Annotated in this window: 12 protein-coding genes; 8 read left to right on the forward strand and 4 right to left on the reverse strand. The window is 70.8% G+C overall.

The window, feature by feature from the left end; translation table 11 throughout:
* Nucleotides 1-23 precede the first annotated feature (23 nt).
* The 4 genes from ACVKXF_RS10380 (at nt 24) to ACVKXF_RS10395 (ending at nt 4,310) form a co-directional block, all read left to right on the forward strand.
* Nucleotides 24-656 (forward strand): HAD family hydrolase, encoded by a 633-nt coding sequence (locus ACVKXF_RS10380; RefSeq protein ID WP_340196345.1) that lies wholly within the window; start codon nt 24-26, stop codon nt 654-656.
* 10 nt (nt 657-666) lie between these two features.
* Complete coding sequence (locus ACVKXF_RS10385) at nt 667-1,749, forward strand: NADH:flavin oxidoreductase/NADH oxidase (protein WP_456795648.1); 1,083 nt, start codon at nt 667-669, stop codon at nt 1,747-1,749.
* A 156-nt stretch (nt 1,750-1,905) separates the two neighbouring features.
* Nucleotides 1,906-3,276 carry a hemolysin family protein gene (locus ACVKXF_RS10390; RefSeq protein WP_396288702.1) on the forward strand — a complete coding sequence of 457 codons (1,371 nt, stop codon included), beginning with the start codon at nt 1,906-1,908 and terminating at the stop codon, nt 3,274-3,276.
* The gene (locus ACVKXF_RS10395; RefSeq protein ID WP_456795649.1) at nt 3,273-4,310 is read left to right on the forward strand and encodes a hemolysin family protein; all 1,038 of its coding nucleotides are present in this window, start codon (nt 3,273-3,275) and stop codon (nt 4,308-4,310) included. Before ACVKXF_RS10390 ends, ACVKXF_RS10395 begins: the two co-directional genes overlap by 4 nt.
* A 148-nt stretch (nt 4,311-4,458) precedes the next feature.
* Here ACVKXF_RS10395 and guaB1 read toward each other — a convergent pair whose 3' ends face one another.
* Complete coding sequence (gene guaB1, locus ACVKXF_RS10400; RefSeq protein ID WP_123312335.1) at nt 4,459-5,898, reverse strand: GMP reductase; 1,440 nt, start codon at nt 5,896-5,898, stop codon at nt 4,459-4,461.
* Between the two features lie 166 nt (nt 5,899-6,064).
* Here guaB1 and ACVKXF_RS10405 point away from each other — a divergent pair, with 166 nt between their 5' ends.
* On the forward strand, nt 6,065-9,790 hold the full coding sequence (locus tag ACVKXF_RS10405) for a multifunctional oxoglutarate decarboxylase/oxoglutarate dehydrogenase thiamine pyrophosphate-binding subunit/dihydrolipoyllysine-residue succinyltransferase subunit (protein ID WP_396288706.1): 3,726 nt from the start codon (nt 6,065-6,067) through the stop codon (nt 9,788-9,790).
* 18 nt (nt 9,791-9,808) lie between these two features.
* Here ACVKXF_RS10405 and ACVKXF_RS10410 read toward each other — a convergent pair whose 3' ends face one another.
* Nucleotides 9,809-10,249, reverse strand: a complete 441-nt coding sequence (locus ACVKXF_RS10410) for a GNAT family N-acetyltransferase (RefSeq protein WP_456795650.1) — start codon at nt 10,247-10,249, stop codon at nt 9,809-9,811.
* Nucleotides 10,250-10,364: 115 nt separating this feature from the next.
* Here ACVKXF_RS10410 and ACVKXF_RS10415 point away from each other — a divergent pair, with 115 nt between their 5' ends.
* Both ACVKXF_RS10415 and ACVKXF_RS10420 read left to right on the forward strand, forming a co-directional pair.
* A complete protein-coding gene (locus ACVKXF_RS10415) occupies nt 10,365-10,946 on the forward strand; it encodes a hypothetical protein (protein ID WP_456795651.1) in 582 nt (193 codons plus the stop codon).
* Nucleotides 10,947-11,012: 66 nt separating this feature from the next.
* Nucleotides 11,013-12,422: a LamG-like jellyroll fold domain-containing protein gene (locus tag ACVKXF_RS10420; protein ID WP_456795652.1), complete on the forward strand. Its 1,410-nt coding sequence runs from the start codon at nt 11,013-11,015 to the stop codon at nt 12,420-12,422.
* A gap of 13 nt (nt 12,423-12,435) precedes the next feature.
* Here the strand turns inward: ACVKXF_RS10420 and ACVKXF_RS10425 are convergent, their stop codons facing one another.
* Together ACVKXF_RS10425 and ACVKXF_RS10430 are read right to left on the reverse strand one after the other, a co-directional pair.
* On the reverse strand, nt 12,436-12,678 hold the full coding sequence (locus tag ACVKXF_RS10425; protein ID WP_111086426.1) for a zf-HC2 domain-containing protein: 243 nt from the start codon (nt 12,676-12,678) through the stop codon (nt 12,436-12,438).
* On the reverse strand, nt 12,675-13,436 hold the full coding sequence (locus ACVKXF_RS10430) for a sigma-70 family RNA polymerase sigma factor (RefSeq protein WP_340196352.1): 762 nt from the start codon (nt 13,434-13,436) through the stop codon (nt 12,675-12,677). Before ACVKXF_RS10430 ends, ACVKXF_RS10425 begins: the two co-directional genes overlap by 4 nt.
* Nucleotides 13,437-13,547: 111 nt before the next feature.
* Here ACVKXF_RS10430 and aroA point away from each other — a divergent pair, with 111 nt between their 5' ends.
* The gene (gene aroA, locus ACVKXF_RS10435; RefSeq protein WP_456795653.1) at nt 13,548-14,942 is read left to right on the forward strand and encodes a 3-phosphoshikimate 1-carboxyvinyltransferase; all 1,395 of its coding nucleotides are present in this window, start codon (nt 13,548-13,550) and stop codon (nt 14,940-14,942) included.
* Nucleotide 14,943 lies beyond the last annotated feature (1 nt).

The raw sequence follows: 14,943 nt of genomic DNA on the forward strand, positions 1-14,943 counted from the left end.
GGCCCCACGTTACGGTGGAGCGCATGAGCCTGTTCCTGCCTGGTCGCGTGGTGGTCTTCGACTACGGCGAGGTGATCAGCAGGACGCCGCACGCGTCGCGTGACGCACTCGTCGAGCTGACGGGGGTGCCGGCCGACGAACTGTTCCCCGTCTACCAGGAGCTCCGCCACGACCTGGACCGCGGGGACCTCTCCGTCGTGGCGTACTGGCGGGCGATCGGCGAGCGCGTCGGACGCAGCTGGAGCATCACGGACATCCACCGGTTCTGGGCCGTCGACTTCACCGGGTGGTTCGAGGTCGAACCGGAGACCCTGGCGATCGTCGAGGAGCTGCACGACGCGGGCACCCGGGTAGCGCTGCTGTCGAACGCCGGTTTCGACTTCGGTGACCCGTACCGACGCTCCCCGATGGGCTCGCTGTTCGAGACCGTCGTGGTGAGCGCCGAGGAGCACGTCCTGAAGCCCGCCGCATCCATCTACCGCGACACCTGCGCGCGTCTGGGAATCGAGCCGCAGCAGATGGTGTTCGTGGACAACAGGGCCGAGAACGCCACCGGCGCGGAAGCGATCGGGGCGGTCGGCCACCACTACACGTCGTCGGCGTCACTGCGGTCGTTCCTGACGGAACTCGCGGCCGAGCCGGCGCCCGTCCCCTGAGGAGTCCCGCGTGACGCACGCCCTGTTCGAGCCGATCACCATCCGTGACCTGACGGTCCGCAACCGCATCTGGGTCTCCCCGATGTGCCAGTACTCGGCCGAGGAGCAGGACGGCATGCCGACCCCGTGGCACCTCGTCCACCTGGGCGGCTTCGCCAAGGGCGGGGCCGGCGCGGTCGTCGTCGAGGCCACCGGCGTGGTGCCGGAGGGCCGGATCAGCCCGCAGGACCTCGGGCTCTGGAACGACCAGCAGCGCGATGCCTTCAAGCCGATCGTCGACTTCCTGCACGCGCAGGGTGCCGCCGCCGGTGTCCAGCTCGCACACGCCGGCCGCAAGGCGTCGACGTTCCGTCCGTGGGAGTCCGAGCACGGGTCGGTCCCCGCCGAGCAGGGCGGCTGGTCGACGGTCGGCCCGTCCGCCGTGGCCTTCGACGGGTACGCCGTGCCGCGCGAGCTCGAGACCGAGGACATCCGGGTCGTCGCCCTGGCGTTCGCGCAGTCCGCTCGCCGTGCCGTCGAGGCCGGGTTCGACCTGGTCGAGATCCACGCAGCCCACGGGTACCTGCTGCACCAGTTCCTCTCGCCGCTCAGCAACCACCGCACCGACCAGTACGGCGGATCGCTCGAGAACCGTGCCCGGGCGCTGCTCGAGGTCGTCGACGCCGTCCGTGCCGAGGTCGGCGAGGGCTTCCCGATCGTCGTCCGGTTCTCGGCGACCGACTGGGTGGACGGTGGGGTCACGCTCGACGAGACCACGCAGGTCGCCCGGTGGGCTGCGGAGCACGGCGCGGACCTGGCCGACGTCTCGACCGGCGGCAACGCCGCGAGCGCACTGATCCCGGTCGGCCCCGGCTACCAGGTGCCGCACGCCGCGGCGATCAAGCGCGACGCCGGCATCGGCACCATCGCGGTCGGCATGATCTCCGAGGGCTTCCAGGCCGAGCAGATCGTCGCGACCGGGCAGGCCGACGTCGTGATGGTCGGCCGCGAGTTCCTGCGCGACCCGGGCTTCCCGCTGCGTGTGGCCGTCGAGCTCGGCGTGACCGTCGACTACGAGCCGCAGCAGTACCACCGCGCCCGCGTCACGGCGTAGGGACCGGCGGTTCTGTACGGATTCACGGCTCCGGACCCCGGCAGGCAGTACGATTGGCAGCACTGTGGACGATCCCCCGAATAGTTCTTCGCCTCACTCATCCGCCGCTCACTCGGTGAGCTGCACATCATCCCCGTGCGCGGACGGGGGTGAATCATGAGTCCGATCGACATCGTCATGCTCGTCGGCGGCATCCTGCTGACGCTCGGCACCGGCGTCTTCGTCGCGTCCGAGTTCGCGCTCGTCAACCTCGACCGCGCCGACGTCGAAGCGCGTCGCGACCGCGGTGAGCCGGGCCTGGCACCCGTCATCGGGGCGTTGAAGGTCACCTCGACGCACCTGTCCAGTGCGCAGCTCGGCATCACGCTGACCACGCTGCTCACCGGGTACCTGCTCGAGCCGTCGATCGCGAAGCTGCTCGAGGCGCCGTTCCTGGCGATGAACCTGCCGGAGGGCATCGTCGAGACGGTCGGCTCGATCATCGCGCTCGTCATCGCGACCCTGTTGTCGATGATCCTCGGTGAGCTCGTGCCGAAGAACTTCGCCCTCGCGCTGCCGCTGCAGACCGCGAAGCTCGTCGTGCCCCTGCAGATCGCCTTCACGACCGTGTTCAAGCCGGCCGTCGCGGTGCTGAACGGCACCGCGAACGCCGTGCTCCGGTCGATCGGGATCGAGCCACAAGAGGAACTGTCCGGTGCTCGCAGCGCCGAGGAGCTCACCTCGCTGCTCCGGCGGTCGGCGTCCGAGGGGTCGCTCGAGCAGGACACCGCGACCCTGCTCGAACGGACGATCTCGTTCTCCGAGCTGAGCGCCAGCGACGTGATGACCCCGCGCCCGCGGCTCTCCACCATCCGGGTGTCCGAGTCCGCGCAGGACGTCATCGCCCTCGCCCGCAAGACCGGCTTCAGCCGCTTCCCCGTCATCGAGGAGGACGCGGACGACGTCGTCGGCATCGTGCACGTCAAGCAGGCGGTCGCCGTCCCCCGCGAGAAGCGCGCGGAGGTCCCCGTCGGGGCCCTCATGACCGACGCCGAACGCGTGCCCGAGACGATGCCGGGCGACACCCTGCTCGCCGAGGTCCGCGGCCGTGGCTACCAGATGGTCATCGTGGTCGACGAGTACGGCGGCACCGCCGGGGTCGTCACGCTCGAGGACCTGATCGAGGAGATCGTCGGCGAGGTCTCCGACGAGCACGACCGCGCGCGCATCGACGTGGTCCGCTCCCGCGACTGGTTGACCTTCCCCGGTCTCCTGCGTCCCGACGAGCTCGAGGACCGCGCCGGCGTGAAGGTGCCGGAGGACGGCCCGTACGAGACCGTCGGCGGCTTCCTCATGTCGACGCTCGGCCGCCTGCCCGTCGTCGGTGACGAGGTCCCGCTCGACGGCGGCGTGTTCCGCGTCGAACGCCTCGACGGCCGGCGGATCGACCGCATCCGCTGGACCCCGACACCCCCGCCGACGGACACCGCGGCGACCGCCATCATCATCCCGGCCACGAAGACCACCACGAAGGGCAGCACCCGATGAGCTCCGACTGGTGGGGGATCTTCTGGCTCTTCGTGCTGCTGCTCGGCAACGCGTACTTCGTCGCCGCCGAGTTCGCCGTCATCTCCGCCCGCCGCTCGCAGATCGAACCGCGGGCAGAAGAAGGCTCCAAGGCCGCGCAGATGACCCTGTGGGCGATGGAGCACGCCACCCGCATGCTCGCGACCACGCAGCTCGGCATCACGGTCTGCTCGTTGCTCATCCTGAACGTCTCCGAGCCGGCGATCCACCACCTGCTCGAGGTCCCGCTGCACCTGACCGGCTGGAGCGTCGAGGTCATCGGCACCGTGGCGTTCGTGATCACGCTGCTGCTCGTCTCGTTCCTGCACGTGGTGTTCGGCGAGATGGTCCCGAAGAACATCTCGTTCTCGATGCCGGACCGCGCCGCCCTGCTGCTCGTGCCGACGCTCTGGTACATCGGCCACGGCCTGCACTGGGTGATCGTCGGCCTGAACGAGGTCGCGAACGCCGTGCTGCGGCTGTTCCGCGTCGAGCCCAAGGACGAAGCGGTCAGCGCCTTCACGGTCGAAGAGGTGCAGACCATCGTGGAGCAGTCACGCCGCGAGGGCACCCTGACCGACGACGGCAAGCTCGCGCTGGCGTTCGAGTTCACCGAGAAGAAGGTCCGCGACGTCGCCGTGCCGATGGCCGAGCTCGTCACCCTGCCCGAGGACGCCACCCCGGCGGACGTCGAGCGCGCGGTGGCGCAGCGTGGGTTCTCGCGGTACGTGCTCGTCGGCGAGGACGGCTCCCCCACGGGCTACGTGCACGTGAAGGACGTCATCGACCTGCGGCCGGACGAGTTCGACGACCCGGTGCCGCCGAAGCGCATCCGGCAGCTCATCTCGCTCTACACGGAGATGGACCTCGAGGACGCCCTGGCCACCATGCGAGCTGCTGGCCGCCACGTGGCTCGCGCGTTCGACGCCGAAGGCCGGACCCTCGGTGTGCTCTTCCTCGAGGACATCCTCGAGGAGCTCGTCGGCGAGGTCGAGGACGCAACCCGACGCCGGTAGACGCGGGAACAGACGGACGGGAGGCACGGTGCCAGCTGGCACCGTGCCTCCGGTCGATCGTGTGGCCACGTTCACCGCCGCGAAAGCGACAGATCCCTGCGAACGTTCCACAGGGATCTGTCGCTTTCGCGGTGCTGGCGGCCAGCCGCTACCAGCTGACGGGGAGCGGCTTGCCCTCTTCGTAGCCGGCGGCGGACTGGATGCCGACCAGGGCGCGCTCCGAGAACTCGGCGAGCGACGCGGCACCGGCGTAGGTGGCGGAGCTGCGGACGCCCGTGGTGATCATGTCGAGCAGGTCCTCGACGCTCGGGCGCTCTGGGTCGAGGTAGATCGTCGACGACGAGATCCCCTCGGCGAACAGCTCCTTGCGGGCCCGCTCGTACGGGTCGAGCCGCTCGAAGCGCTCGCGGACGGCCTTGGCGGACGCCATCCCCCAGCTCTCCTTGTAGGCCTTGCCGGCGGCGTCGCGGCGGAGCACGCCCGGCGCCTCGAGCGTGCCGGCGAACCACGAGCCGATCATCACGGCCGAGGCGCCGGCCGCGAGGGCGAGGGCGACGTCGCGCGGGTACCGCACCCCGCCGTCGGCCCACACGTGCGCACCGAGTGACCGCGCCGCCGCCGCGGTCTCGAGGACGGCGGAGAACTGCGGCCGACCGACCGCCGTCATCATGCGCGTGGTGCACATGGCGCCGGGTCCGACACCGACCTTGATGATGTCCGCACCCGCGTCGACGAGGTGGGCGACGGCGTCGGCGGTGACGACGTTGCCGGCGACGAGCGGGATGCCGAGCCGCAGTGCGGCGACGGTGCGGAGCGCGCGGAGCATGCCCTCCTGGTGTCCGTGGGCCGTGTCGAGGACCAGGACGTCGACCCCGGCGGCGGCGAGGGCCTGCGCCTTGGCGGCGACGTCGCCGTTGATGCCGATCGCGGCCGCGACACGCAGGCGACCCGAGGCGTCGACGGCGGGGGTGTAGATGTCGGAGCGGATGGCGCTCGTCCGGCTCGTGGTGCCGACCACCTTGCCGTGCCGGACGACGGGCGCGAAGTCGACCTCGGCGCCGCTCAGCACGTCGTAGACGTGGCGGGGCGTACCGGCGTCCTCGGCGTCGATCGCGGTCGAGGCGCCGTGCAGCAGGTCGCCGAGCGTCGCGTCGGGACCGGCGTCGCCGAGCCGGCTCGCGGGGACGCAGCCGAGGTACTCCCCGGCGGCGTCACGGACCACCACGCCACGACCGGCGACGGGCAGCAGCTGCTCCAGTGCCTCGGCGACGGTGGTGGACGAGCCCATGTCGTAGGCGGTGTCGTAGTCGACCGGCTGGTCCTTCACCCAGCGGATCGCGGCGTCGAGGTCCTGCAGGTGCATGTCCTGCGGCAGGACGCCGAGGCCACCGCGCCGGGCCAGGGTCGCGGCGAGGCGCGGACCCGTGACCGAGTTCATGTTGGCGCTCACGATCGGGATCGTCGCACCGCTGCCGTCGTTGGACGCCAGGTCGACGTCGAAGCGGCTCGTCACACCGGAACGGCTCGGGACGAGGAAGACGTCGGAGTAGGTCAGGTCGTGCGTCGGCCGCGTCTCGTAGAACCTCATGGGCCCCACTGTACGGCTCCGCCCGGGGGCCGGACCGGGCCCCGACTCGCGCCGAGGCTGACACGGAACGGACATGTGCGAGCGGCTAGGCTTGGCACCTGTGCGGGGCAGGGTTGCGCCGCACGACACACACGAGCATCTATCGACGGAGAGTGGGCGATCGGCTGTGTCGAGCCATCTGACCGGAACGGACGAGACCGCGGGCGAATTCGGGGCGAACGAGTGGCTCGTCGACGAGCTCTACGAGCAGTTCGTCGCGGACAAGGAGTCGGTCGACAAGTCCTGGTGGCCGGTCCTCGAGAGCTACCACCGCACGCAGGTCGGCGGCGCTCCGGCAGCTGACACCGCCCCCGCCGCTCCCGCCGCGGCCGAGACCACCACCACGGAGCCGTCCGCCGCAGCGCCCGCTCCGGCCGGTGGTCCGATCCAGGCGAAGACCACGTCGCGCCAGCCGACGCCACCGCCGATCCCGGCCGAGGCGAACGACGCCGCCGACGACCACGAGGAGACCCACGAGGACGTGGCGACCCCGCTCCGGGGCATGGCGAAGACCCTGGCGTCGAACATGGACGCCTCGCTCACCGTCCCCACCGCGACGAGCGTCCGGACGATCCCGGCGAAGCTGATGATCGACAACCGGATCGTCATCAACAACCACCTGCGCCGTGCCCGCGGCGGCAAGATCTCCTTCACCCACCTGATCGGGTGGGCGATGGTGCAGGCGCTCAAGGACTTCCCGAGCCAGAACGTGTTCTACGAGGAGCGCGACGGCAAGCCGTTCGTCGTCGCCCCGGCGCACGTGAACCTCGGCATCGCGATCGACGTCCCGAAGAAGGACGGCACCCGGTCGCTGCTCGTCCCGAGCATCAAGCGCGCGGAGACCCTGACCTTCGGCCAGTTCCTGTCGGCGTACGAGGACCTGGTGAAGCGGGCCCGCGACAACAAGCTGACGCCGGCCGACTTCCAGGGCACGACGATCTCGCTCACGAACCCGGGCGGCATCGGGACCGTGCACTCGGTCCCCCGCCTGACCAAGGGGCAGGGCGCCATCATCGGTGCCGGCGCCCTCGAGTACCCGGCGCAGTTCCAGGGATCGGCGTCGAAGACCCTGGTCGAGCTCGGCATCGGCAAGACCATCACCCTGACGAGCACCTACGACCACCGGGTCATCCAGGGCGCCGGGTCGGGCGAGTACCTCAAGCACGTGCACGAGCGCCTCATCGGCGAGCACGGCTTCTACGACGGCATCTTCGCCGCGCTCCGGATCCCGTACAAGCCGATCCAGTGGGCGAACGACATCAACGTCGACCTGGCGCACCGCGTCAACAAGACCGCTCGCGTGCAGGAGCTCATCAACAGCTACCGCGTCCGCGGGCACCTGATGGCCGACATCGACCCGCTCGAGTACCGCCAGCGCACACACCCCGACCTCGAGATCGAGAGCCACGGGCTGACCTTCTGGGACCTCGACCGCGAGTTCGTCACCGGCGGGCTGGCCGGCACGACGAGCGCTCCGCTGCGCGACGTGCTCGGGATCCTGCGCGACGCGTACTGCCGCACGGTCGGCATCGAGTACATGCACATCCAGGACCCGGAGCAGCGCCGCTGGGTGCAGGAACGCATCGAGGTCCCCTACTCCAAGCCGTCGAAGGACGAGCAGCTCCGTGTCCTCGGCAAGCTCAACGAGGCCGAGGCGTTCGAGACCTTCCTGCAGACGAAGTACGTCGGACAGAAGCGCTTCTCGCTCGAGGGCGGCGAGTCCACCATCGCGTTCCTCGACACCCTCATCCAGCACGCCGCTGCCGTGGGCCTCGCCGAGGTCGCGATCGGCATGGCCCACCGCGGTCGCCTGAACGTGCTGACGAACATCGCCGGCAAGACGTACGGCCAGATCTTCCGTGAGTTCGAGGGGTCGTCCCTGCCGGGGTCGGTGTCCGGCCAGGGCTCCGGCGACGTGAAGTACCACGTGGGCACCGAGGGGCTCTTCCGCACCTCGGACGGCTCGAGCATCCCCGTGACGATCGCGGCGAACCCGTCCCACCTCGAGGCCGTCGACGGCGTGCTCGAGGGCATCGTCCGCGCCAAGCAGGACAAGCAGGGCCCCGGTTCGACGAACGTCCTGCCGGTCCTCGTCCACGGCGACGCGGCGATGGCCGGTCAGGGCGTGGTGGTCGAGACGCTGCAGATGTCGCAGCTGCGCGGCTACCGCACCGGCGGCACCGTGCACCTGGTCATCAACAACCAGGTCGGCTTCACCACCCCGCCGGAGTCGGCACGCAGCTCGGTGTACTCCACCGACGTCGCCAAGACGATCCAGGCGCCGATCTTCCACGTCAACGGCGACGACCCCGAGGCCGTCGCACGCGTCGCCGACCTGGCGTTCGAGTACCGCGAGGCGTTCCACCGCGACGTCGTCATCGACCTCATCTGCTACCGCCGCCGCGGACACAACGAGGGTGACGACCCCTCGATGACCCAGCCGCTCATGTACAACCTCATCGAGGCGAAGCGCTCCGTCCGCACCCTGTACACCGAGGCCCTCGTCGGCCGCGGTGACATCACGCAGGAAGAGTACGACGAGGCGCACCGCGACTTCCAGGACCGCCTGGAGCGTGCCTTCGCCGAGACGCACGAGGCGCAGACCGGCACCATCCCGGTCATCCAGGTCGACGACGACGGCGCCGTGCAGGGGCTCGAACGTCCGGCGGCGCAGCAGGACGACTCCGAGGTCGAGGTCCGCGACACCGCGGTCTCCGAAGAACTCGTCCGCTCCATCGGGGACGCCCACAGCAACCCGCCCGCCGGCTTCTCGATCCACCCGAAGCTGCAGCAGCTGCTGTCGAAGCGCACCGAGATGACCCGCAACGGCGGCGTCGACTGGGCGATGGCCGAGCTCATGGCGATCGGCTCGCTGCTGGTCGAGGGCAAGCCCGTCCGGTTCGCCGGCCAGGACGCCCGGCGCGGTACCTTCGTCCAGCGCCAGGCGGTGTTCCACGACCGGTCGAACGGCCAGGAGTGGCTGCCGCTGTCGAACCTCTCCGAGGGTCAGGCCCGCTTCACCATCTACGACTCGCTCCTCAGCGAGTACGCGGCGATGGCGTTCGAGTACGGCTACTCGGTGGAGCGCCCCGAGGCACTCGTGCTGTGGGAAGCGCAGTTCGGTGACTTCGCGAACGGCGCCCAGACCGTCATCGACGAGTTCATCTCGTCCGCCGAGCAGAAGTGGGGGCAGCGCTCCGGCCTGGTCCTGCTGCTGCCGCACGGCTACGAGGGCCAGGGACCGGACCACTCCTCCGCCCGCATCGAGCGCTACCTGCAGCTGTGCGCCGAGGACAACATGGTCGTCGCCCGTCCCTCCACCCCGGCGTCCTACTTCCACCTGCTGCGTCGTCAGGCGTGGGCGCGTCCGCAGAAGCCGCTGATCGTCTTCTCGCCGAAGGCCATGCTCCGGCTGCGGCAGGCGACGAGTGCGGTCGAGGCCTTCACCGACGGCACCTTCGAAGAGGTCATCGACGACGACCGGGTGACGGACAAGGCAGCGGTGCGTCGCGTGGTGCTGCACTCCGGCAAGGTGCACCACGACCTGCGCGCCGAGGTCGACAAGCGCGGGGTCACCGACGTCGCCCTCGTCCGACTGGAGCAGCTCGCGCCGCTCCCCCTCGAGCGCATCCTCGAGGTGCTCGCGGGCTACCCGGACGCCGACGTCGTGTGGGCGCAGGAAGAGCCCGAGAACCAGGGCGCCTGGCCCTTCGTCTGCATGAACCTGTCACCGCACCTCGACGGTCGACCGCTGTCGGTCGCCGCCCGTGCCGCGAGTGCCGCGCCGGCCACCGGTTCGTCGAAGCGCTCCGCGCAGGAGGCCACCGAGGTCATCGAGAAGGCACTCGGCTAGACCCCACGCCGGGGTGCGCTACGCGATCTTCGTGTAGCGCACCCCGGCGTCGTGGTACCCGCGCTTCTGGTAGAACCGGTGCGCGCTGTCCGTCGCGGCCGCACTGACGGCGCTCAGGCGACGCGCGCCCTGCTCCACCGCCCATGCTTCGAAGGTGGCGATGAGCGCCGAACCGGTGCCGAGCCTCCTGGCCGTGTCGTCGACCACCAGCAGCAGGAGCTGCGCCGTCGGCTCGTCGCTCGCGTACGCCCAGGTGACCTGCGCGCCGGCGACCGCCACCGGGCGGCCGCCCTCGCCACGCACCACCCAGGTGCGGTGTCCGGCCTCGGGCGTGAGCCGTTCGAGGCGCGCGCGCATCGCCGCGTCGTCGACCTCGTGGCCGAGCAGGCGGACGAGGGCGGCGACGTCGGAGACGTCCGTGTCGGACCAGGTGGTGATCGACTCGACGAGGAGGGTCATGCTGGCGACCCTACCCGGGCGCCGCGCTGTGTTGCGACGGGGTGTCATCGCAACTGATATTCATATATGCTGCTGTCATATCACCCGCCGGGTGGTTCCGACCGACAGGACAGCCATGCACATCACCTCACGCCACGGCCGCACCGCCGCCTGGATCGCCTTCCCCCTCGCCGTCGTCGCCAGCGGCGCGCTCATCGCCACGGCCTCGTACGCCGCGTTCTCCGACACGACCGACAACGCGGGCAACGCCTGGCGCACCGGTGCCGTGTCGCTCACCGACGACGACGAGGGTGCAGCACTGTTCGACACCGACACGCTCGTCCCCGGCGAGGGCGGATCGAACTGCATCACCGTCACCGCCGAGACGACGAACCCGACGACCGTCAAGCTCTACACGGACGAGCAGTCCGACCTCGACGCGCTCGCGCAGCACCTCGACATGAAGGTGGAGCGGGGCGCACTCGGAACCGCCGGTGACTGCAGCACGTTCACGGCCGAGTCCACCGTCCACGACGGCACGCTCGCCGGTCTGATGGCGCTCGACTCCTTCGGCACGGGTGTCGACGACTGGCAGCCGACGGTCGGCACGGCCAGTGCCACGTACCGGTTCACCTACGACCTCGACACGGAGACCCCGAACACCGCGCAGGAGTCCGAAGCCGGCACCACGTTCGTCTGGGAAGCACAGACCGACTGACGCGCCTCCGTCCGAAACCGACCGACGCCGGCCGAACCCGACCGCACACGACCCGAGGAGCAGCCGATGCCGAACCGCACCGCGACCCGACCCTGCGTCGGGGACGCCCCGCGGCTGCTCTTCGCGGTCGCCGCGCGGACCGTGCTCTGGTCCGTGCTGTTGGTCGCGGTCTGGGCTGCCCTGCCCGCGGCGTTCGGGTGGCAGGTCACCACCGTCGCGTCCGACTCGATGGCACCCGGCATCCGGGCCGGTGACGTCGTGGCGGCGATGCCCGTCGATGCCGAGGCCGTCACGCCCGGCCGGGTCCTGCTCGTCGACGACCCCGACCACGAGGAGCGGCTCCGGCTGCACCGCCTCGAACGCATCGAGCGAAACGGGGGACTCCGGCTCCGCGGCGACGCCAACGCCGAGGCCGACCGGACCCCGGTCGCCCCGACGGCCGTCCACGGTGTCGGCGTCCTCCGCTTCCCCGGCATCGGCCTGCCCACGGTGTGGATCCGGTCAGGAGCGTGGACCTCGGTGGCGCTCGCAGCCGCCGTCGTCGCAGTCCTCGCCGTCCTGGCACGGGCCGACCGGGACATCGTGGCCGGCCGGCCGTGCCGACGGTGCGGGACGCCACGGTGGGACCTGCACACTCGAGCGTTGACCCCGGTCGGTGTGGTGCGGCCGACGTCGACCTCGTTGCCGATCGTCGCCGCGCTGGCTGCCACGACGATCGTCCTCAGCACGATGGCGGCGGCGGGGTTCAGCGGCACCACGAACTCCGCCTCGTCGCTCCGGAGCCAGACGTTCGGGTGCTTCCACGACCCCGCACCCGGTGCAGTGCTCGCGTGGGACTTCGCCGACAAGGGTGACCGGCTCGTGACCGACTCGAGTGGGACCGGTGCCGACGGGCAGTTCATCGGCGACGGGACCCGGACGATCGGGAGCTGCGCGGACAACCCCCACGCGGCGTTCGGGACCACCGGGAGCGCCGAGACGTGGGCCGTCACCGACACCGCCGTGAGCGCCCCGAACGCGTTCACGCTCGAGGTGTGGTTCCGGACCACCGACACGGACGGCGGTCGCCTGTTCGGGTTCGGATCCGACCGGAACGCCGCGTCCACGTACCGTGACCGGCACCTCTACCTCGACGCCGGCGGACGCCTCCGGTTCGGCGTCGAGGGCTCGGGCAACCAGTTCAAGTTCACCCTCGGCTCGTCCGCCGTGGTCACCGACGGCGAGTGGCACCACGTGGTCGCGACGTTCCAACCACGGTCGATGACCCTCTGGCTCGACGGGGTGCAGCAGGACGCCCGGACCGACGCCGTGTCACTCCGACAGTACGACGGGCACTGGCGAGCGGGCCGGCAGACGTTGGCCGGATGGCCGAACGCCGGTGGGTACGCGTTCACCGGCGACGTCGACACGGTCCGCGTGTACGACGACGTGCTGGACGCCTCGACGATCGCAGCGCACCACGCCGCCGGACGCTGAGCCCGCGGCTTCGTCAGTGGGTGGACTGCTCCAGCCGGATGCGCGCGAGGATCTCGCCACGCAGTTCTTCCGGAGCGGTCTCCTTGCACGCGCGGCGCACGGTCTCGATCAGGACGACGCCGACGCGGTGTTCGGTCGTGCAGTCCTCGCAGTCGTCCATGTGCTCACGGATGTCCGCCGCGTCCTCGCGGCAGAGCTCCCCGTGCAGGAACTCCTCGAGCTCGGCCTTCGCCTTGGAGCAGTCGCAGCCGCTCATCGTGCTTCCTTCCCATCGACGCGACCCTCGGTCGCGGCAGTCTTCCGGCCTCGTCCGCGCATCGTCGCCGTCGACGCTGCGTCCGGGACGATGCCGGTCTCACGGGCGTGGTCCGCCAGGAGCCCCCGGAGGAGCCGGCGACCACGGTGCAGACGGCTCATGACCGTCCCCACGGGGGTCTTCATGATGTCGGCGATCTCCTGGTACGAGAAGCCCTCGACATCAGCGAAGTACACGGCCATCCGGAAGTCCTCCGGGATGGCCTGCAGGGCGTCCTTGACCGCAGAGGACGGCAGGTGGTCGATCGCGTCGGCCTCGGCGGACCGTGCGGAGATCGACTGGGTGACGCTCTCCGCGCCGCCCAGCTGCCAGTCCTCGAGCTCGTCGATGGTGCCCTGGTACGGGTTCCGCTGGTTCTTGCGGTACGTGTTGATGAACGTGTTCGTCAGGATCCGGTACAGCCAGGCCTTCAGGTTCGTGCCCTGCTTGAACTGACGGAACGCGGCGAACGCCTTGACGAACGTCTCCTGCACGAGGTCCGAGGCGTCGGCCGGGTTGCGGGTCATCCGCATCGCCGCGCCGTACAGCTGGTCCATGAAGGGCAGCGCCTGGGTCTCGAAGAGGGCGCGGAGCTCGTCGGCCGGCACCGTCTTGGCGTCGACGAACGACGCCTCGTCTTCCGCCTCGACCGCGTCGAGCTGCTCCTCGGTCTCCTCGACCAGGTCGTGCGGTGCTGCCTGCGGCTCGTCGGTCGTCATCGCGGGCCAGTCTAGAGCGAGCGACGTGGACACGCCGGGCAGGCGCGTCCGCGATGGTGCGAGTGCTGTCGCCAAGGGTCCTCCCGATCGTTTCAGTAGTCTTGTGAACCGATGGCAGACACGACGCATTCCCGGAGCGGTGCACAGCCCGCCGCGGACCCGGCCCCCTGGATCGCCCCGCTCGCGCGCGGCCCCCTGCGCGGCGACGTCGCGCTGCCCGGCTCGAAGTCGCTGACGAACCGCGAGCTCGTGCTCGCCGCCCTCGCGGACGGCCCCTCCGTCATCCGCCTGCCGCTGCACTCCCGCGACTCGGCGCTCATGATCGCGGGGCTCCGGCAGCTCGGCGTCGGGATCGACGAGGTCGAACCGGCACCGGGCGAGCAGCCGAACCCGTACGGCCCGGACCTCCGGATCACCCCGGCGCCGATGCACGGCGACGTGCGCGTCGACTGCGGGCTCGCCGGCACCGTGATGCGGTTCCTGCCGCCCCTCGCTGCCCTGGCCGTCGGCCCCGTGGTCATCGACGGCGACCCCTACGCCCGCAAGCGTCCGATGCACGCGATCATCCGGGCGCTCGTCGACCTCGGCGTCGACGTCACCGACGACGGCGACGGCTCGATGCCGTTCGCGTTCACCGGCACCGGCTCGGTCCGGGGTGGCGCCCTGTCGATCGATGCGTCGGCGTCGTCCCAGTTCGTCTCGGGCCTGCTGCTCTCCGCGCCGCGCTTCGACGAGGGCCTGCACCTCACCCACGTGGGCGAACGACTGCCGAGCCTGCCGCACATCGAGATGACCGTCGCCGCGCTCCGTGCCCGCGGCGTGACCGTCGACGAGCCCGCGGTCGGCGAGTGGGTCGTCCACCCCGGCCCGATCGGCGCGCGCGACGTCACGATCGAGCCCGACCTGTCGAACGCCGCACCGTTCGCGGTCGCCGCGCTCGTCGCGGGCGGCACCGTCCGCATCCGCACCTGGCCGCGCGCGACCACGCAGGTCGGCGCCGACCTCGAGACGCTCCTGCCCCTGTGGGGCGCGACCGTGGCCCGAGACGGTGACGACCTGGTCGTCGACGGCGGCGTCGGGATCCGGGGCGGGGCCTCCTTGCCGGGTCTCGACCTGGACCTCAGCCGCGGCGGCGAGCTCGCACCGGCGCTCGTCGCGCTGGCGGCACTGGCCGGCGAGCCGACCGAGATCACCGGGATCGGCCACCTGCGTGGGCACGAGACGGATCGCCTCGCCGCGCTCGCGGCGGACGTGAACCGATCGGGAGGCTCGGTGCACGAACTCGACGACGGCCTGCGGATCGAGCCTGCCGCGCTCCACGGCGGCGACTGGGCCGCGTACGACGACCACCGGATGGCGACGGCCGGCGCCATCGTGGGGCTCGTCGTCGACGGCGTCGCCGTCGACGACATCGGGTCGACGGCGAAGACCCTGCCGCAGTTCCCCGAGCTGTGGGCGGCGATGGTCGCCTCCTCCGGCTCGCTCGACTCGGTTCCGGGAGTCTGAG

This window comes from Curtobacterium sp. PvP017, from assembly GCF_054060195.1.